Source organism: Dactylosporangium sp. NBC_01737 (assembly GCF_035963215.1).
In the GTDB taxonomy this organism is placed as follows: Bacteria; Actinomycetota; Actinomycetes; order Mycobacteriales; family Micromonosporaceae; genus Dactylosporangium.
Window position 1 is genome coordinate 2845657 of sequence record NZ_CP109153.1, and the last position, 18227, is coordinate 2863883.

Genomic DNA, 18227 nt, shown 5'->3' on the forward strand with positions numbered 1-18227 from the left:
ACCGGGACACCCCGCGACGATCAACGCTGAACGGCGTGAAAGCCAATCGGTTCGCCGCGGTCATGGGCACGGGCATCGTCGCGAACGCCGGCGTGACGCTGCCCGTACACCTGGAATGGCAGCGACAGGCGGCCGCTGTCGTCTGGGCGGCGGCGGCAGCGCTCATGCTGCTCCTGGCGATGCGCCCGAAGCGGTCGGACACGCGAAACGGTGCCCTGCCGATGGCGATCATGACGGTGGGCGCCGGGGCGCTGCTGGCCGGCGGCGGGTGGATCGGCGACACCACGGCGGTCGCGCTGGACGCCGTCCTGTGGAGCGTCGGCACGGCGATCGGCCTCACCACGGCCGGCGTGGCGCTGTACCGGCGGAACAACGACGGACCGCCGAACCCGGCGTGGCTGCTGCCGGTGGTGCCCCCGCTGGTGTCGGCGTCCACCGGCGCGCTGCTGCTCCCGCACGTGCCCGACGCCGTCCGGCCGGGCCTGCTCGGTGCCTGCCTGGCGCTGTTCGCCGCGGGAGTGCCCGTCGCGGCGTTCATGCTGGCCAGGGTGTGCCGTGCGCCGCGGACCGCCCCTGCGGTGTGGATCGTCCTCGGGCCGCTCGGCCAGTCCGCGACCGCGGCGCTGCTGCTGGGCGAGGCCACCGGCCACGCGACCGCGGCGCTGCTGTTCGCGCTGCCGGTCCTCGGCGCCGCCCTGGCGTGGGCCTGCGGCGCTGCCATGGTCACAGCCGCCGCGGTACGACGAAGCCTCCCGTTCTCGATCGCCTGGTGGAGTTTCACGTTCCCGCTCGGGACCGTCGTCACCGGGGTCTCGGGCGTCGCGGCGCAGACGGGCTCGCCGGCGGCCGGATGGCTGGCCGCCGCGCTCTACGTCCTGCTGGTCGCGGCATGGGTCACCGTGGTTGCCCGCAGCGTGCCGCGTCCTCCCCCGCGCGGGGGACCCGGATTTAGCTCGCTGTCGGGATGGCCCGCGGCGGGGACGGGCCTAGGTTCACAACCATGACGATTCAGGCCCGCGACCTCCGCAAACGCTACGGCCCGGTGGTGGCCGTCGACGGGCTGAGCTTCGTCGCGCGGGCCGGCGAGGTCACCGGGTTCGTCGGGCCCAACGGGGCTGGCAAGTCGACCACGATGCGCATGCTGCTCGGCCTGGACGCGACCGACGGCGGCGAGGCCCTGATCGCAGGCCGCCGATATCAGACGCTGCGCGAGCCCGCGCGGGCGGTCGGCGCCCTGCTCGACGCCGAGGCGGTCCACCCCGGCCGCAGCGGCTATCACCACCTGCTGTGGATGGCGCAGTACAACGGCATCGGCCGGCGACGGGTCCGCGAGGTGCTCGACCTCGTCGGCCTCGCAGCGGTCGGCGGGCAGCGGGTCGGCGGCTACTCGATGGGGATGCGGCAGCGGCTCGGGATCGCGGGCGCCCTCCTCGGCGACCCGCCCGTGCTGATCCTCGACGAGCCGGTCAACGGCCTGGACCCCGAGGGCATCCGCTGGATCCGCGGGTTCCTGCGGTCCCTGGCCGGGGAGGGCCGCACCGTGCTGGTCTCCAGCCACCTCATGAGCGAGCTCGAGGACACCGCCGACCATCTCCTGGTCGTCGGCCGCGGGCGGCTCCTCGCCGACGCACCCGTCGAGCAGCTCCTCACCGACGCGTCCGGCGGGCAGGTGACCGTGCGGACCACGGCCCGCGCCGAAGCGGTCGAGGCCCTGGCGAATGCCGGCGCCACGGTCGCCGTCGGGCGGCCGGGGACGCTCACGGTCGGCGGGCTGGAGGCGGAGCGGATCGCCGCCGTGCTCACCGCGGCCGGGCTGCCGTTCTCCGAGATCGGCCGGCACCGGGCCACGCTCGAGGAGGTCTATCTGGACCTCACCCGGTTCGACGGGCTGGAGTCCGAATGAGCATCCTCCGCGCGGTGCGGGCCGAGTGGACGAAGTTCCGCTCGGTCCGGGGCACCACCGCCGCCCTGCTCGCGATGGTCCTGCTGACCCTCGGGTTCGGCACCCTCGGCGCGTGGCAGGCGACCAGCGACGCCAACGAGCACCCGCTGACCTACGACCAGTTCCACTTCGTGCACCGCCCGCTCGACGGCGACGGCACGCTCACCGCGCGGGTGGTCTCCCAGTCCGCCACGGCACCCTGGGCGAAGGCCGGCATCATGCTCAAGGCCTCCACCACCCCCGGCGCGCCCTATGCGGCGGCCATGGTCACGCCGGCGCACGGCGTCAGGGTCTCGGCCGACTTCATGACCGAGCTCGCCGGCACCCCCACCGGCGGCCCGCGCTGGCTGCGGCTGACCCGCACCGGCCCGGCGGTCACCGCCGCCGACTCCGCCGACGGCGTCACCTGGCACACGATCGTCACCGTCACCGTGCCCGGCCTGGCGGACAGGGTCGAGGCCGGGCTGTTCGTCGCCTCCCCACCGACGGATGTCACCTTCCGGTCGGGTTCCGTCAGCCGCTACCTCCGGCTGGGCGAGGCAACGTTCGATCAGATCAGCCTGGCACCCGCCACCGGCGCGGCGCCCGCCGACGCCTGGCAGGACACCGACGTCAGCCCGCCGCCCTCGGCGCACCGCCGGGGCGATCCGGAGCCCGGCCCGACCGGCATCGTCGACACCGAGCCGCTCCCCGGCGGCAGCACCAGCACCGCCGGCGGCACGGTCACGGTCCGCGGCAGCGGCGACATCGGCTACGCCAACCGCGGCGGCATCGTGTTCGGCGGCGACAGCGGCGAGCTCGTCACCGCCGGCCTCCTCGGCGCCCGGTTCGGCCTGATCGGCGCCGTCATCCTCGGCGTGCTGTTCATGACCGCCGAGTTCAGGACCGGCACGGTGCGCACCACGTTCACCGTCGCACCCCGCCGCGGCCACGTCCTCGCCGCGAAGTCCATCGTCCTGACCACGGCCACGTTCACCACGGCGCTGCTCCCGTGCGTGGCCGGGATGTTCATCGCCCCGCCACTGCAACGGCGTGCGGGATACGGCCCACCGGCCTACACGCCGCCGTCGTTCGACTCCCCGCACGCGATCCGCGCGGTCGTCGGCTCTGCCGCGTTCCTCGCCCTGATCGCCCTGCTGAGCATGGCCGTCGGCACGCTGCTGCGCCGCACGTCCGCGGTCATGGTGCTGCTCGCCGCCTTCGTCGTCGCGCCGACCGTCCTCGCCGGCCTGTCGGACACCATCGACGAGTGGCTCGGCCGCTTCACCCCCATCGCGGGCCTCGCCATCCAGCAGACGACCTACCTACCGGGCCGCACGTTCATCGGCCCGTGGGCAGGCCTGGGCGTCCTGTGCGCCTACACGGCCGTCCTCCTCGCCACCGCCCACTGGCGCCTCCGAAGCCGTGACGCATGAGCCACCCCGTGCCAGCCGCCCTGCTGGCCGAGTGGACCAAGCTCCGCTCCGTGCGATCCGACCTGGCGACCCTGGTCGCGATCGCCCTCCTGATGATCACCGGCACGCTCCTGGTCGTCGCCGGCATCGACCTGCCCACCTGCCCGAACACCTGCCGCAACCACCCCACGCCCACCGCCCTCCCCACCACCGCAGCGCCTGACGGCACCCTCGCGCTGGTTGGCGTGCACTTCGCGCAGCTTGCGGTCATCGTGCTGGCGGTGGCCGTCATGGCGGGGGAGTTTCAGCCGCGGTTGCTGCGGTTGACGTTCGCGATGCGGCCCGGGCGGTTGGGCGTGTTCGGGGCGAAGGCCGCCGTCGTCGCCGGCGCGGTGGCCGTCAGTGCCGCGGTCGGGGTGCCGCTGGCGGTGTTCGCGGGGCGGATGCTGCTGGAGCACCGCACCGGAGTCCCCGCGACCGGACCGTCGGTGCGGGCGATCGCCGGCACGGTGGCATACCTGGCCCTCATCGGCCTGCTCAGCCTCGGCGTCGCCGCCGCGGCCCGGAGCGGACCGGTGGCGTCGGGCGTGGTGGTCGCCGCGCTGTACGGCCCCTACCTGCTGACACTCCTCGTGCCCCTCCCCGCCGGCACGCTGCACGCCATCCAGGACGCGTCGCCGATGACAGCAGGTCTCGCCGTCCAGGCCGCGGCCGCAGGCTCGGGCACCGCACCGATCGGGCCGTGGGCGGGCCTGGCCGTGCTGGGCGCGTACACCTGCGGATGCCTCCTGCTCGGCGCCGCGCTGCTGCACCGCCGAGACGCCTGAGCGGGGAGCCCGCGGGAAAAAGAAGTGCTGGTGCGGTCAACAGGTGGGGTGCCGAACGGCCTCTGTGTGGTGACATGGTCCTACAGAGGGGACGAGGCGTGGTGACCCTGCAACCGTCCGAGGTCCGCGTCGTGGGGTTCGAGGCGTTCGTCGCGGCCCGCGGGGCGGCGCTGGTGCGCTTCGGGATCCTGCTCACCGGTGACGACCACAGGGCCGAGGATCTCGTGCAGGAGGCGCTGGCGAAGGCGTACCTGCGGTGGTCGCGGATTCGGCGGGCGGACGACCCCGAGGTGTACGTGCGCAGGCTCATCCTCAACGGCTCGCGGTCGTGGTGGCGGCGCAGGGCCAACCGGGAGGTGCCCGTCGAGCGGGCGCCCGACGCCACCGCGCCCGGGGACCTCGGCCGGGAGGCCGCGGACCGGGACGAGCTGTGGCGGCTGGTTGCGGCGCTGCCGTTGAAGCAGCGGGCCGTCGTCGTTCTGCGGTACTACGAGGACCTTGACGACGCGGCGATCGCGCAGGTTCTGGAGTGCTCGCAGACGACCGTCCGTACCCACGCCATGCGCGCCCTGCACCGGCTGCGTGGCCACCTCGACACGGAGGGCCGGGCATGACCGACATCGAGCGCAGGCTCACGCGGAGCCTCACGGCGCGGGCCGACCGGCAGGTCGAGACCGGGGAACTCGCCCGGGCCGCGGTGAGCAGGGCGGGGCGGATGCGGGCCCGGCGCCGGGCGGTGGGGACCGCCGCGTTGACAGCGCTGCTGGTGGCCGGGTTCTTCGGGGTACGGGTGCTGCTGCCGGAGCCGAAGGACACCACGCTGCCCGTGGCGCTGGGCGTCGCGCCCGCGGCGAGCCGGGGCGAGGGGATCGGCACGGACCCGGCGTTGCTGCACTTCGACGTGGATCTGCGGGCGTTCGGCGAGTTGGCCGGCGGTAAGCAGCCGGCGTTCACGGACTGGCTGTCGGCCGAGGGACACGAGTCGGTGAGCGTCTACGGGTCCGACAACAGCCTGCTCGCCGCGGTGTACCTGGCGCCGAGCGCGTCCGACCTGAAGCGGGCCCTGCGCCCGCTGACCTCCGCCGCCGTCGACACCAGTGTCCGGGGGCGGCCGGCCAAGGCCGACACGTTCGACATCGGGGTCGCCGGGTTGCAGTACACGGATCTGCGGTGGGAGCCGCGGGCCGGCGTCTTCGCCGCGGTATGGGCGCCCGATCCGGTGACCGCGGCGAAGGTGTTCGACGCGGTGCGGCTCGACCGGGCCCAGCGGTGCGTGACGCCGATGCGGCTGCTGGCGCTGCCGGGCGGGGGGCGCTGGACCGAGTGCCAGACGGCGGTGCGGGCCGGGCAGGTGCAGGGAGGGCACGTGTGGCGCTGGTCCGGCCTGACCGTCCAGCAGGTCGACGGCGTACGGGTGCGCCTGTGGGCCGCGGCCGAGCATGACGTCGCGGAGTTCAAGCCGGACAGGGTCGTCGCCGGGCGCCCGGCGCAGTGGGTCACCGAAGGCATGCGCGGGATATGGGTTCCCGGGTTCGGGCCGGTGAGCCTCTTCGTGGGGGAGCGGGACGCGTTCCACGCGGACCTGCTCAGCGAGCAGCAGGCGGTCTGGTACGTCGAGCACCTCCAGGTCTACGACGACCTCACCAACCCGGCGGCCTGGCCGACCTCCGCCGTCCGCTGAAGCCGTCCGCTGGAGCCGTCCGTCAGAGCAGCGCTGCCAACGGTGCGGCGGCGGCGATCAGGCAGTGGGCGGCGATGGTGACCCGCACGCTGCCGAGCCGCACCGTCACCGCGGCCAGCATCAGTTGCACGACGAACATGAACACGGCCGGCTGCGGATGCCAGGCGAACTGGACGGTGGACAACGCGGCCGACGTGAGGACCGCGAGACCGCCGCCGACCGGCAGCCGGGGCAGCAGGTACGCACGGAAGTACACCTCCTGCGCCACCGGACGGAGCAGGCCGTCGACGACCAGGGTCGCGGCGAGGACGCCGGTGCCGGCGCCGGCGGGCACGAGGTCCGGGTCGAGCAGGATGGCGACGCCGAGCGCGATGGCGGCCAGGCTCGGCAGCAGCATCAGGTACAGCCGCGGCGGCAGCCGGCGTTGGAAGGACAGCACGGACGGCAGCGCGACCAGCGACCAGCGGCCGGTGACCCGGTGCGCGGCGTGCAGCAGCAACCCCAGCTGGATCGGGGTGAGCACGAACGCGAACGCGAGCGTCAACGCGAACTGCGGCGGCAGGTCCAGGGCGCGCACCGGCGCTCTGAGGGCGAACGCCGCCGCGAACGTCGCGGCGACCGGCAGGAGGTGCAGGGCGAGGGTCGCGGGCCAGTCGAACCGCTGGGCCGGGTGCCGCGCGACGCGGGTCCCGGCGCTCCGAGTCATCGTCACGGTCATGGATGTGACGGTATGGAAGCCGGGCGGGCGGTCCCAGCCCGCTGTCTACCGTGTCGGGGGTAGTGCCAGCCCTACCAAGAAATATCTTGGGAGGCGTGTCGGATCGGGCCCGGCCCGTTCGAGGTACCGGTGAAGGCACCTGCTGACAGGAGATGGACATGCGCTACCTCGTGCTGCTGAAGGGGACGACCCCCGGCACCCCGCCCCCGCCCGAGCTGATGGCCGCGATCATGCAGCTCGGCGAGGACGCCACCGCCGCCGGTGCGCTGCTCGACACCGCCGGGCTCGCCCCGAGCGCCGACAGCGCCAGGGTGACCGTGACCGGGGGTGCGCTGGACGTGCTCGACGGGCCGTTCGCCGAGACCAAGGAGATGATCAGCTACGCGCTCTACCAGGTGCGGACCAAGGCCGAGGCCACGGAGTGGACGACCCGGTTCATGAAGCTGCACCGCGACCTGTGGCCCGGCTGGGAGGGCGAGGCCGAGGTGCACCGCGTGTTCGGCCCCGAGGACTTCAGTCCGGCAGGGTGACCCCGGCCGGGACGGGCGCCAGGAACTCCGCGGACGGCGGGGCCGACACCGTGACCCGCTCCCCGTCCAGGTCGAACGACAGCCGCCACGCGTGCAGATGCGTCCGCCCCGTGGCGGCCTTGTCGAACAGCGGATCGTTCAGGATCGGGTGCCCGATCCAGGCCAGGTGCACCCTGATCTGGTGGCGCCGGCCCGTCAGCGGGTCGGCGACCACCAGGGCGTGGCGCTCGTCCTGCCACGGCACCCGCAGCCGCGTCACCGACGGATACGTCGTGACCTGGTCGAACACGGCCTCGGCCGGCACCGACCAGGTCCCGGCGACCGGGTCCGCGGCGATGCTCTCCCGGGCGGCGGCGATCCTGACCCGGTTCTTGCGCCCGACGCTCAGCGGCAGGTCGATCGTCCCGGACGAAGGCAGCCCGCCAGGGGTCACCACCGCCAGGTACGCCTTCGACACGGTCCGCTTGTTGAACTGCCGGGTGAGCGCGCCGTGCGCGGCGAGGTCCTTCGCGAACAGGATCACGCCGGAGGTGACCTTGTCGATGCGGTGCACCGGGTACAGGGTCTCGCCGGCGTCGGCGGCCATCCGCACCAGGTCCGTCTCGTGCCGCTCGCCCATGACGGACACCCCGACCGGCTTGTCCAGGACCAGCACCGCGTCGTCCTCGAAGAGCGCGTGCTTCCGGTAGTCCGCCCACATCGCCCTAACATACGGTGGTGGAGGAGTACCGCCGCGAGCTGGAGGTCCACTGCTACCGGATGCTCGGCTCGCTGCACGAGGCCGAGGACCTGGTGCAGGAGACGTATCTCAAGGCCTGGCGCGCCCGCGACGGCTTCGACCACCGCTCGTCGGTGCGGACGTGGCTCTACCGGATCGCCACCAACGCGTGCCTCGACGCGCTCAAGGCCCGCCCCCGCCGCGCCCTCCCGGTCGATCTTGCGCCGGGGGAGGCCGAGCACTGGCTGGAGCCGATCCCTGACAGCGTCCTGGACGCCGCCGACCCCGAGGCGGCGCTGGTCGCGAAGGAGGGCGTGGAGCTGGCGTTCCTCGCCGCCCTGCAGCACCTGCCGCCCCGCCAGCGGGCCGTGCTCATCCTCCGCGACGTGCTGGAGTGGCCGGCCGCGCAGACCGCGACCCTGCTGGACATGACCGTCCCCGCCGTCAACAGCGCCCTGCAGCGGGCCAAGGCGCGCATGCCCGCACCGGCGAAACCGGCCACGGCCGCCGAGCACGAAATCGCCCGGCGCTATGCCGACGCGTTCCAGCGGGCCGACATCCCCGCGATGATCAGCCTCCTGGCCGAGGACGCCAGGGCCTCCATGCCGCCATGGCGCATCTGGTACCAGGGGAAGGAGGCCATCGAACAGTCCCTTCGGGACGGCCGCCCCGGCCTCGGCGAGATCCGGGTCCGTTGCACCGGCGCGAACCGGATGCCCGCCGTGGTCGCTCACGTCCGTCCCCCGGGCGCATCGGACTGGCAGCCGTTCGCGGTGTCGGTGCTGCACGTCGTCGCCGGCAGGATCACGGACATGGTCGCGTTCCACGACCCCGCCGTCGTCGCCCTTTTCGAGCGGATCGCACCATCGGGTGTCGCGAAACGGCGCAACGGGCACCGTTGAGGTGTGCAATGGGCCTACGTCGTGATCTTCGTGCTGCTGGTGCTGGACTGCCTGCTGCCGGTCCTGCCCGCGGAGACCAGCGTCATCGCCGGCGGTGCCCTGGCCGCCGGTGGGCAGCTGCGGCTGCCGGTGGTGCTGGTCGCGACGGTGACCGCGGTCGCGGCCGGTGACCTGCTCACCCATGAGGCCGCCCGGCGGGGAGGGCGCAGGCTGTTCGGCCGGTGGACCCGCCAGGGGCGGCCGCGGCGGGTGCTGGCGAGGACCACCTCGGCGCTGCACCGGTGGGGCGGCGCGATCGTGGCGACGGGCCGGTTCGTGCCGATGGGCCGCACCGCGGTCGCCGTGGCCAGCGGGTACGCGAGGTTCCCGCGCCGGCGGTTCCTGCCCGCGCTGCTGCTCGGCGCGGTGCTGTGGAGCTGCTACATGGTGGCGCTCGGCTACGTCGGGGGGCGCGTCTTCGACCAGCCGTTCGCGGCCGCCGGGGTGGGCAGTGTGGTGTCCATCGCAGTGACGGCGGTGTTTGCGGGATGGCAAATACGGGCACCCCGGAGAGTGCAAGACGGGACCAAACGGAAGGATCAGCGATGAGCTTCACGGACAAGGTCGAGCACAAGGCTGAAGAGCTCAAGGGTGCCGCCAAGGAGAAGTTCGGCGACGCCACCGACAACGAGCGGTTGCAGGCCGAAGGCGCTGCCGAGCGTGCCGCCGCCAAGGCGAAGCAGGCCGGCGACCATGTCAAGGACGCCGGCGCTGACGTGAAGGACGCGTTCACGAGCTGACCGCACCTGACACCATCGGGCCCGCCCCCAGCACCACCGGGGACGGGCCCGAAGTCTGTCAGGACGACGCGGACAGTCCCGTGCAGATCAGCATGACCAGCCCGACGGCGAGGTCGTTGGCGGTCGGGGCGCTCCAGCCGTACTGCAGGACCAGCGGCGCGACCAGCAGCCAGCCGGCGAGACCGGCGGTGACCCAGGCCAGGGCCGGGGTGGGGCGCAGCAGCCGGACCATGGTGACGATCGCGACGGCGATGCCGACGACCGTGTCGCCCCAGAAGACGTCGTAGCGGGCGGCGCCGATGTAGCCGATCGGCACCGCGGACACCACCAGCCAGACCGCGGCCAGGAACACCACGGCGAGGAACGGCGCCGGTGAGGCCGCGCGGCGTTCGGTGCGCTCCTCGGAGTCGGCGGTGACCCGGGCATGCGCCGGGGTCGTGAAGTCCTGGTCGGAGATGAAGCTGGTCATCGCCCGAACCTTGCGCGGATCGGGATGAGCCGTGCTCACCTCGCCGGAGTGCTCTCATTCCACGAGCGGTCCAGCGCCGTCACGCAGTAGGTGCCGGCGGCGTCCGGCACGGTCAGTGCGCCGTCGCCGCCGCGGCGCACCGCCAGCAGCGTGGCCTTGTCGCCCTGGACGCGGTACACGGCGGAGCTGGTGCCCTTGCCCTTCCAGGTGAGCTTCGTGCCGGAGACGCTCACCTGCGGCGGGGCGGGGATGTCGGCGGGCAGCTGCTGCATGATCGGCGGCAGCGCGGGCGTGCCGTAGAAGCTCGCCGCGTACTTCGTCACCGAACCCAGCGCGTCGCTGCGCATGCTCTTCGCGCTGAAGTGGACACTGCCGGTGACCTGCGGATACTTGCGGTTCAGGGCGAGCTGACGGTCCAGCTCGCCGGCGTCGGACCAGGCGCCGGACTGCCCGACGCGGTAGTCGGCCTGCCCGATCCACAGCTGCACGTCGGTGCCCTTGACGACGCCGGCCCACCAGGGCAGCAGCTTGGCGTAGTCGGCGACGTCGAAGCCGATGTTCCAGTACAGCTGCGGCACGATGTAGTCCAGCCACTCCCGCTGGACCCACAGGCGGGTGTCGGCGTAGATCTCGTCGTAGGACTGCAGGCCGCGGGTCGGGGAGCCGGCCGGGTCGGTCCGGTCGTTGCGCCAGATGCCGAACGGGCTGATGCCGAACTTCACCCACGGCTTCAGTTTGCGGATCTTGTCGTGCATCTCCTGGACGAGCTTGTTGACATTGTCGCGGCGCCAGTCGGCGCGGCTCATCCCGCCGCCGTACTGGGCGTACGCGGGGCCGTCCGGGTAGTCCTGCTTGTTGACCGGGTACTGGTAGAAGAAGTCGTCGAAGTGCACGCCGTCGATGTCGTAGTTCTTGACGGCCTCCAGCATCGAGTCCTCGACGAACTCGCGGGCCGCCGGGATGCCCGGGTTGAAGTGCAGGCGGCTGCCGCCGGTGCCGGCCGCCGGGTAGACGACCGCCCACTCGGGGTGCTTGCGCAGCGGGTGGTCCGGGGCGAGCGCGTTGATGTCGGGGCCGGCGCCGTTCGGCGCGGGCTGGCTGCCCCGGTACGGGTTGAACCAGGCGTGGAACTCCAGGCCACGGGCGTGGGTCTCGTCGATCATCCAGCGCATGAGGTCGAAGCCGGGCGCCTTGCCCCGGACCCCGGTGATCCACTCCGACCATGGCGCGTAGTTCGACGGCCACAGGGCGTCGCCGCTGGGTCGCACGTGGACGAAGACCGCGTTGAGGTTGCGCTTCCCGGCGAGGTCCAGCCAGCCCAGGTACTCCGACTTGATCTGCTCGTCGGGCAGGCCGGGGCGGCTCGGCCAGTCGATGTTCTCGACCGTGGTGATCCAGATCCCGCGCAGCTCCCGGGGCGCGCTGAGCGGCTTGCCGTCGCAGCGCAGGTCACCGCGGGGGCGGGACCGGTCGGCGCGCTCCTCGCCGCGCCCCGACGGCGCGGAGGTGGAGGAGTCGGAGCTCACCCAGACCGCGCGGACGGCGCCGACCCCGGCGACCACGGCCAGGACGATGCCGATCACGATCGGCAGCACCGGGGGGCGGCGGGGCAGGCTGTGACGCACGTCGACCAGTTTGCCCGGACCCGAAGGCCCCATTGCAAGCGATTCAGGAACTTCTGGACGAAGAGGGGAGGGACTGGTCCTCCAGTTCCTGCAGGAGCCGGGCGGTCGCCTGCTCGACGGCGGCGTCGACGAGGCGCCGCTCCGCCACGACGGTGTCCAGGCCGTCGCCGGCGACCTCCGTGGCCGCCTCGGCGACGCGGAGCTCCTGCTCGTGGCGTTTCGTCGCGGTCAGCTCCTGGCGGCGGGCGGCCCGGGCCTCGGTGCGCTCGTACGCGTTGCCGTGCGAGACCAGCTTCAGCCACACGGCCGCGCAGTCCAGGCACACCAGCAGCGCGGCGACGCCGAGGTAGAAGAAGCCGAAGCCCCAGAAGTCGCTCTTGACCAGGTGCCACATGGCCGTGGTGCGGGCGCCGAACCCGGCGCCGGCCTCGACCGAGCGGCGGTTGTCGGTGCGCTGCTCGGCGATCTGCGCGTTCAGGGCCGCCATCTGCCCGGCCCGGTCCGCCCGGGCGCTCTCCTGCGTCCGCTGCAGCGCGGTGGCCTCGTCGTCGAGGCGGGTGGCCTCCGCGCTCAGCGCCCGCGACTGCTGCACGAGGGTGTCGCAGAACCCGCCCGGCGGGCAGCCGGCCCGGCGGGTCACGCCGTCGGCGCGCGAGTCCGCGAGGGCCCGGTCGTACACCTCGGCCGCCTCCTTCCGCTTGGCGGCGGCGAGTTTGTGCAGGTCGGCGACGGCGGCATCATCGGCGGCATCCTGCCGGCGCAGCGCGTCGACCTGCTCGGTGAAGGTGGCGATCGCGCCGGACTGCTCCAGCTGGATGAGCTGCTGGTTGTGCACCGTGCCGAGGTACGCGTCGATCTCCCCCTTGTACCGGGCGAGCATCAGCGGCTCGGTGATCACGACCGCGAACAGCAGGGCGAGCAGCAGCCGGCCCGCGTACAGCCCGACGGTGTGCCGGCGCAGCAGCAGCCGCGGGTCGGGGGAGTCGAGGCTGTCGTAGCTGACCGCGACCCGGCCGACGACGGCCCGGTCGTAGGCGATCACGGCGGCCGCGACGGGCGGCCCGACCAGCCACTGCCACCAGGGGTGGGCGTAGTTGGTGCTCGCGTCGATGAACGTCGCGGCGCCGACGATCGCGTAGATGCCGTACAGCAGGATGAAGACCCCGATCGAGCGGTACAGCGCCCGGTCGGTGTGCGTCCGCACGCTCGCGGGGTTCACGTTGGCGACCCTGAGGAGGAAGGTGCGGCCGGCCATGCCCTGACGGTACGCGAGCATAAGTCACATTTGTGGCTTTTCTCTTGCAAGCGTCACCCTGCTGGCCCTCAGCGCCTGCTCCGAGTCTGCCGCAGCCGGTCACCGACATGGCCGAGATCACGAACCTGGCAATCCGACGACTTGACCGACTCGGCGGCATCCTCTCGAGTGACCTTCTGGGATGTCAGAAGTGCGCCATGCTCGTCAAGCCATCGCTGGCTGTGGCAGTACTTTGACATCGTCATTCCACGAGTTTCCACGTATTTGCAGGGCTATTGGACTTCAGTCTGGCCCGTGGTTACAGAGTTGGAACGGTCAAGAAATGTCAGAGTAATGACTCACGGTCAGCCTGCTCTCACCTGCACAAGTCGGCTGCACCTGGCCGGCGACACGGGGTGGGGCCGCTCGGGACGCCGGCGGTTCGCCCTGGACATGCGTATCCGCACGATCCGCCGTGCCGCGACCTAGGCGTCACGCCCTCATTCACCAGGAACGGAGTGGTCACATATGTCCACCACCAGCAAGCGGCTGCGCGCGCTTGTGGCCGCGGGCGCCATCGGGACGACCGTGGCCCTCGTGCTCGCCGGCTGTGGCGCCAAAGCCGGCGACGAGGAGAAGCCCGGCGGGGCGGCTTCGGCGGCCAGCTGCATCGACACCTCCGGCGACACCATCAAGCTCGGCTTCCTCAACTCCCTCACCGGCGGCATGGCGATCTCCGAGAAGACCGTCTCCAACGTGCTGCACATGGCCGCCGACGAGATCAACGCCGGCGGCGGCATTCTCAAGAAGAAGATCAAGTACGTCCAGGAGGACGGCGCCACCGACTGGCCCACGTTCGCGGAGAAGACCGAGAAGCTGCTCACCCAGGACTGCGTCGCCGCGATCTTCGGCGGCTGGACGTCGTCCTCCCGCAAGGCCGTCAAGCCGGTCGTCGAGAAGAACAACGGCCTGTTCTTCTACCCGGTGCAGTACGAGGGCCTTGAGGCGTCGCCGAACATCTACTACACCGGTGCGACCACGAACCAGCAGATCATTCCCGCGATGGACTTCCTCGCCTCCAAGGGCGTTAAGAACCTGTTCCTCGCCGGCAGCGACTACGTCTTCCCGCGCACCGCGAACGCGATCATCAAGCTCTACGCGGCCAAGCTCGGCATCAAGATCGTCGGTGAGGAGTACGTGCCCCTCGACAAGGACGACTGGACCACCCAGGTGGCAAAGATCAAGGCGGCCAAGCCCGACTTCATCTTCAACACCATCAACGGCTCGTCCAACGTCGGCTTCATCAAGGCCTACTACGACGCCGGCCTCACCGCGGAGACGACGCCGATCATCTCGGTGTCGATCGCCGAGGAGGAGGCGCCGGCCATGGGCCACGCGGTAACCGGCCACTTCGCGTCGTGGAACTACTTCCAGTCGCTCAAGACCGACACCAACCAGAAGTTCATCGACAGCTGGAAGGCATACCCCAACAGCAGCGGCGTCACCTCCGACCCGATGGAGGCCGCCTACATCTCGCTGTACCTGTACAAGGCCCTCGTCGAGGCGGCCGGCTCGTTCGACGTCAACGCGGTGAACGCCGCAGCGAAGAAGGGCGGCATCACGTTCGCCGCGCCGGAGGGCACCGTCACGCTCGACGGCGAGAACCACCACATCTCGAAGCCGGGTCACATCGGCAAGATCAACGCCAGCAACCAGTTCGACATCGTCTGGTCCTCCGACGCGTTCATCAAGCCCGACCCGTTCCTCAAGGGCTACGACTGGTTCCCGGCAACCGTCCGCGACCAGCTCGTGAAGTCCGCCGGCTGATCGTTCCACCCGGACGCGGGGTTGCGTCAGGCAACCCCGCGTACCCCGGTTCCCCGCACATCACTCCAGCACAGAGAGCGAGAGCACGTGGACGCATTGATCCCACCGCTGCTGAACGGCAGCGCACAGGGTGCGCTGCTCCTGCTCGCCGCGCTCGGCCTCTCGCTCACGTTCGGTCAGATGGGCGTGATCAACATGGCCCACGGCGAGTTCCTCATGATCGGCGCCTTCACCGCCTACCTCGTCCAGCAGGTCATCGACTCCAGCAACCTGTCGATCCCGGTCGCGCTGCCGGTCGCGTTCGTTGTCGCCGGACTGTTCGGCCTCCTGCTGGAGGTCAGCATCATCCAATGGATGTACCGCAGGCCGCTGGACACCCTGCTCGTCACGGTCGGGGTCAGCCTGATCCTGCAACAGGCGGCGCTGCAGATCTTCCCGTCCCAGGGCGTCCCGGTGGAGAAGCCAGGCTGGCTCGATGGGCAGTTGACCGTCCTTGGTTACGACTGGCCGCTGCGGCAGGTGTTCACCATCCTGCTCGCGGCCGTCTGCGTCGCCGCGCTGGCGGCCTGGCTCAAGTACACCTCGTTCGGCCGCCGCATCCGGGCGACCGTGCACAACCGGGACCTCGCCGAGACCGCGGGGATCTCCACCCGCACCGTCGACCGCCTGACCTTCTTCGTGGGGTCGGGGCTGGCCGGGGTCGCCGGAGTGGCCGCGTCGCTCATCGGCGGCACGAACTCCACAATGGGTACGCAGTACATCATCCCGGCCTTCCTCGTCGTCGCCGCCGGTGGCATCGGCCAGCTCAAGGGCACCATCGTCGCCGCGTGGGCGGTGGGCGTCGTCCTCTCGTGCTTCGCCTACTGGACGACCGGCAGCCTCGCGCAGGTGCTTGCCTTCATCCTCGTGATCGTCTTCCTGCAGGTGCGCCCGCAGGGCATGTTCACGGTGCGAACCAGGAGTCTGGTATGACCAAACTGAAGCCCTGGCTTTCCCTCTCCGGCATCGGGGTGTTCGCCGTCCTGCTCCTCGCGGTCGCCCCCCTCGTGCTCACCGATCACTGGCTCAGCAACCTCGGCAAGTACTGCTGCTGGGCGATAGCCGCCGTCGGCATCGGCCTGGCGTGGGGCCGTGGCGGGATGCTCGTGATGGGGCAGGGGGTGTTCTTCGCCCTCGGTGCCTACTCGATGGCCATGCACCTCACGCTGGAGAGCGCCGGTGACGGGGTGCCGGGGTTCATGGTGCTCTATGACCCGCTCGCGCCGCTCCCGGCGTTCTGGGAGCCGTTCCGCAGCACGGCGTTCACCCTGCTGGCGATTGTGCTGCTCCCGGTGGTCGCGGCCGGCATCCTCGGCTACGCGCTGTTCAAGCGCCGCGTGAAGGGCGCGTACTTCGCGATCCTGACGCAGGCGCTCGCCGTCGCGCTCGCGACCCTGATCAGCTCCACGATCCGCGAGACCGGCGGCGACACCGGACTCAGCGACTTCAAGTATTTCTTCGGTTTCGTGCTGAATGACCCGGCGAACAGGAACATGGTGTACCTCATCACGGCCGGGCTGCTCGTCGTGTGCCTGCTCGTGGTGTGGCAGCTCTACCGCAGCCGCTTCGGTGAGCTCCTCGTCGCCACCCGGGACGCCGAGGAGCGCGTGCGCTTCCTCGGCTACGACCCGGCCAACGTCAAGCTCGTCGCCTTCGTCGGCGCAGCGCTGATGGCCAGCATCGGCGGAGCGATGTTCGTGCCCATCGTCGGCATCATCACCCCGGCCGAGATCGGTGCCGCCGCCTCGATCCTCATGATCGCGGGCGTCGCCTTCGGCGGCCGCGCCTCGCTCTTCGGCCCCGCGCTCGGCGCGATGGCGGTCGGCTGGGGGCAGTCGAGCCTCGGCTCCACCTGGCCCGACGGCTGGACCTACATCATCGGCCTGCTGTTCATCGTCGTCATCCTCTTCCTGCCGAAAGGACTGTCATCGTTGCCGGCCAGGTTCACGGCGGCGCGACGGGGCCCGGACGAACAGCCCGCAGCGCCGACCGCCACCCTGCAGCTCGAGGAGGCGAAGTCGTGACCGACTCGCTCGTCGTCACCGACCTCCACGTCGAGTTCTCGGGCTTCGTCGCGGTCGGCGGCGTCTCCTTCGACGCGCACCCCGGCGAGGTCCGGTTCCTCATCGGCCCGAACGGTGCCGGCAAGACGACCTGCATCGACGCCATCACCGGGCTCTCCGCAGCCACCGGGTCGGCGAGGCTCGGCGAACAGGAGCTGCTCGGCAAGGCGGTACACAAGATTGTCCGGCTCGGGGTCGGCCGTACATTCCAGACCGCGAGCGTCTTCGACGAGCTCTCGGTGCTGCAGAATCTCGATATCGCCGCCGGACGTCACCGCCACTGGGCCTCGCTGCTGCGGACCCGGCGTGGCGTCGACCCGTCGATCGTGCATGCGCTTGAGGAGACAGGACTCGCCGGCGAGCTCGCCACGCCGGCCGGCATCCTGTCGCACGGCCAGAAGCAGTGGCTGGAGATCGCGATGCTGCTCGTGCAGGACGCGAGGGTGCTGCTGCTCGACGAACCCGTCGCCGGTATGAGCCACGACGAGCGCACCGCGACCGGCGAGCTCCTGCAGCGCGTCGCGGCGAAGCGCATCGTGCTGGTGGTCGAGCACGACATGGACTTCATGCGCCGCTTTGCCACCCGCGTGACGGTGCTGCACCAGGGCAAGGTGCTCTCGACCGGCTCGGTGGCCGAGGTGCAGGCCGACCCCAAGGTGCAGGAGGTGTACCTCGGCACCGCGGGCGCCGCGACCACGGCCGCCATGGCGGTCGTGCCCGAGGCTGCAGCCGACGCGCTCGCAAGCTCGCAGCAGGAGGAGGACTCACATGCTTGAGCTCACCGACATCGAGGCCGGCTACGGGCGCACGCGGGTGCTGCACGGGGTGACGGTGCCGGCCGGAAAGATCGTGGCCGTGCTCGGCCACAACGGCGCCGGCAAGACGACGCTGTTGCGTGTCGCGATCGGGCTCATCAAGCCGACCAAGGGCCGCGTGTTCTTCGACGGCGAAGACATCGCGTCGTTGGCCCCCAACAAGCGCGTCGCCCGCGGCATGGCATACGTGCCGCAGGGGCAGCAGGCGTTCGGCCAGCTCACCACACTCGAGAATCTGCAGCTCGTCGCCGACGGGCGCCGGGGCGGCAAGGCCCTCATCGACGCGCAACTGGCTCGCTTCCCCGCGCTGGAGCAGTTCGCAGCCCGCAAGGCCGGCCTGCTCTCGGGCGGGCAGCGCCAGCAGCTCGCGATCGCCCGCGCCTTGATCACCGAGCCGAAGCTGCTCATCCTCGACGAGCCGACCGAGGGCATCCAGCCCACGATCGTCGCCGAGATCGAGCACACCATCGTGCAGCTGGCCAGTGAGGGCATCAACGTGCTGCTCGTCGAGCAGCACATCGGCTTCGCCCTCGAGGCCGCTGAGCGTTACGTCGTGCTCGCCTCGGGCTTCGTCACACAGACCGATGAGGGGGGATCGGCAGCCATCTCCACCGTGCGGGCCGCCATGGCGATCTGAGCCGACATTGCCGTTTTCCTGGCCTGC

20 protein-coding genes are annotated in these 18227 nt (G+C 71.3%); 15 read left to right on the forward strand and 5 right to left on the reverse strand.

Annotated elements, in window-relative coordinates:
- Positions 1 to 35 precede the first annotated feature (35 nt).
- From OHA72_RS12660 to OHA72_RS12685, 6 genes are all read left to right on the forward strand, one after another.
- Positions 36 to 1004 (forward strand): SLAC1 family transporter, encoded by a 969-nt coding sequence (locus tag OHA72_RS12660; protein WP_327008037.1) that lies wholly within the window; start codon positions 36 to 38, stop codon positions 1002 to 1004.
- Positions 1001 to 1903 carry an ABC transporter ATP-binding protein gene (locus tag OHA72_RS12665; protein WP_327008038.1) on the forward strand — a complete coding sequence of 301 codons (903 nt, stop codon included), beginning with the start codon at positions 1001 to 1003 and terminating at the stop codon, positions 1901 to 1903. The genes OHA72_RS12660 and OHA72_RS12665 overlap by 4 nt, the downstream gene beginning before the upstream one ends.
- Positions 1900 to 3357, forward strand: a complete 1458-nt coding sequence (locus OHA72_RS12670) for a DUF1349 domain-containing protein (protein WP_327008039.1) — start codon at positions 1900 to 1902, stop codon at positions 3355 to 3357. The genes OHA72_RS12665 and OHA72_RS12670 overlap by 4 nt, the downstream gene beginning before the upstream one ends.
- Positions 3354 to 4163 (forward strand): ABC transporter permease, encoded by an 810-nt coding sequence (locus OHA72_RS12675; RefSeq protein WP_327008040.1) that lies wholly within the window; start codon positions 3354 to 3356, stop codon positions 4161 to 4163. The genes OHA72_RS12670 and OHA72_RS12675 overlap by 4 nt, the downstream gene beginning before the upstream one ends.
- 131 nt (positions 4164 to 4294) lie before the next feature.
- Complete coding sequence (locus OHA72_RS12680; RefSeq protein ID WP_327011542.1) at positions 4295 to 4777, forward strand: SigE family RNA polymerase sigma factor; 483 nt, start codon at positions 4295 to 4297, stop codon at positions 4775 to 4777.
- Complete coding sequence (locus OHA72_RS12685) at positions 4774 to 5844, forward strand: hypothetical protein (protein WP_327008041.1); 1071 nt, start codon at positions 4774 to 4776, stop codon at positions 5842 to 5844. Before OHA72_RS12680 ends, OHA72_RS12685 begins: the two co-directional genes overlap by 4 nt.
- Before the next feature lie 22 nt (positions 5845 to 5866).
- On the opposite strand, the gene OHA72_RS12690 is transcribed toward OHA72_RS12685, so the two are convergent.
- Complete coding sequence (locus OHA72_RS12690; RefSeq protein WP_327008042.1) at positions 5867 to 6562, reverse strand: CPBP family glutamic-type intramembrane protease; 696 nt, start codon at positions 6560 to 6562, stop codon at positions 5867 to 5869.
- A 158-nt stretch (positions 6563 to 6720) separates the two neighbouring features.
- Between OHA72_RS12690 and OHA72_RS12695 the strand changes: the two genes are divergently transcribed.
- Positions 6721 to 7092 (forward strand): YciI family protein, encoded by a 372-nt coding sequence (locus tag OHA72_RS12695; RefSeq protein WP_327008043.1) that lies wholly within the window; start codon positions 6721 to 6723, stop codon positions 7090 to 7092.
- Here OHA72_RS12695 and OHA72_RS12700 read toward each other — a convergent pair.
- Positions 7076 to 7792, reverse strand: a complete 717-nt coding sequence (locus OHA72_RS12700; RefSeq protein WP_327008044.1) for an RluA family pseudouridine synthase — start codon at positions 7790 to 7792, stop codon at positions 7076 to 7078. The two genes, OHA72_RS12695 and OHA72_RS12700, sit on opposite strands and share 17 nt — an antisense overlap.
- Before the next feature lie 17 nt (positions 7793 to 7809).
- On the opposite strand from OHA72_RS12700, the gene OHA72_RS12705 reads away from it, so the two are divergent.
- From OHA72_RS12705 to OHA72_RS12715, 3 genes are read left to right on the forward strand one after another with little or no spacing between them, the layout of a single operon-like run.
- Positions 7810 to 8712: an RNA polymerase subunit sigma-70 gene (locus OHA72_RS12705; RefSeq protein ID WP_327008045.1), complete on the forward strand. Its 903-nt coding sequence runs from the start codon at positions 7810 to 7812 to the stop codon at positions 8710 to 8712.
- A gap of 3 nt (positions 8713 to 8715) precedes the next feature.
- Positions 8716 to 9300: a DedA family protein gene (locus OHA72_RS12710; protein WP_327008046.1), complete on the forward strand. Its 585-nt coding sequence runs from the start codon at positions 8716 to 8718 to the stop codon at positions 9298 to 9300.
- A complete protein-coding gene (locus tag OHA72_RS12715) occupies positions 9297 to 9491 on the forward strand; it encodes a CsbD family protein (protein ID WP_327008047.1) in 195 nt (64 codons plus the stop codon). Before OHA72_RS12710 ends, OHA72_RS12715 begins: the two co-directional genes overlap by 4 nt.
- A gap of 58 nt (positions 9492 to 9549) precedes the next feature.
- On the opposite strand, the gene OHA72_RS12720 is transcribed toward OHA72_RS12715, so the two are convergent.
- The 3 genes from OHA72_RS12720 to OHA72_RS12730 are packed head-to-tail and all read right to left on the reverse strand — an operon-like array spanning position 9550 to position 12840.
- Positions 9550 to 9960, reverse strand: coding sequence for an SPW repeat domain-containing protein (locus OHA72_RS12720; RefSeq protein WP_327008048.1), 411 nt, complete (start codon positions 9958 to 9960; stop codon positions 9550 to 9552).
- Between the two features lie 35 nt (positions 9961 to 9995).
- On the reverse strand, positions 9996 to 11585 hold the full coding sequence (locus OHA72_RS12725) for a glycoside hydrolase family 10-like protein (protein ID WP_327008049.1): 1590 nt from the start codon (positions 11583 to 11585) through the stop codon (positions 9996 to 9998).
- 43 nt (positions 11586 to 11628) lie between these two features.
- Entirely contained in the window at positions 11629 to 12840 is a 1212-nt protein-coding gene (locus OHA72_RS12730; protein ID WP_327008050.1) for a DUF4407 domain-containing protein, read from the reverse strand.
- Positions 12841 to 13347: 507 nt separating this feature from the next.
- On the opposite strand from OHA72_RS12730, the gene urtA reads away from it, so the two are divergent.
- The 5 genes from urtA to OHA72_RS12755 all read left to right on the forward strand — a co-directional run bounded on the left by urtA (position 13348) and on the right by OHA72_RS12755 (position 18200).
- Positions 13348 to 14646, forward strand: coding sequence for an urea ABC transporter substrate-binding protein (urtA, locus tag OHA72_RS12735; protein ID WP_327008051.1), 1299 nt, complete (start codon positions 13348 to 13350; stop codon positions 14644 to 14646).
- 87 nt (positions 14647 to 14733) lie between these two features.
- Positions 14734 to 15618 carry an urea ABC transporter permease subunit UrtB gene (urtB, locus tag OHA72_RS12740; protein ID WP_327008052.1) on the forward strand — a complete coding sequence of 295 codons (885 nt, stop codon included), beginning with the start codon at positions 14734 to 14736 and terminating at the stop codon, positions 15616 to 15618.
- Complete coding sequence (gene urtC / locus OHA72_RS12745; protein WP_327008053.1) at positions 15615 to 16709, forward strand: urea ABC transporter permease subunit UrtC; 1095 nt, start codon at positions 15615 to 15617, stop codon at positions 16707 to 16709. Before urtB ends, urtC begins: the two co-directional genes overlap by 4 nt.
- Complete coding sequence (gene urtD / locus OHA72_RS12750; protein ID WP_327008054.1) at positions 16706 to 17524, forward strand: urea ABC transporter ATP-binding protein UrtD; 819 nt, start codon at positions 16706 to 16708, stop codon at positions 17522 to 17524. The genes urtC and urtD overlap by 4 nt, the downstream gene beginning before the upstream one ends.
- On the forward strand, positions 17517 to 18200 hold the full coding sequence (locus OHA72_RS12755; protein ID WP_327008055.1) for an ATP-binding cassette domain-containing protein: 684 nt from the start codon (positions 17517 to 17519) through the stop codon (positions 18198 to 18200). Before urtD ends, OHA72_RS12755 begins: the two co-directional genes overlap by 8 nt.
- Positions 18201 to 18227 lie beyond the last annotated feature (27 nt).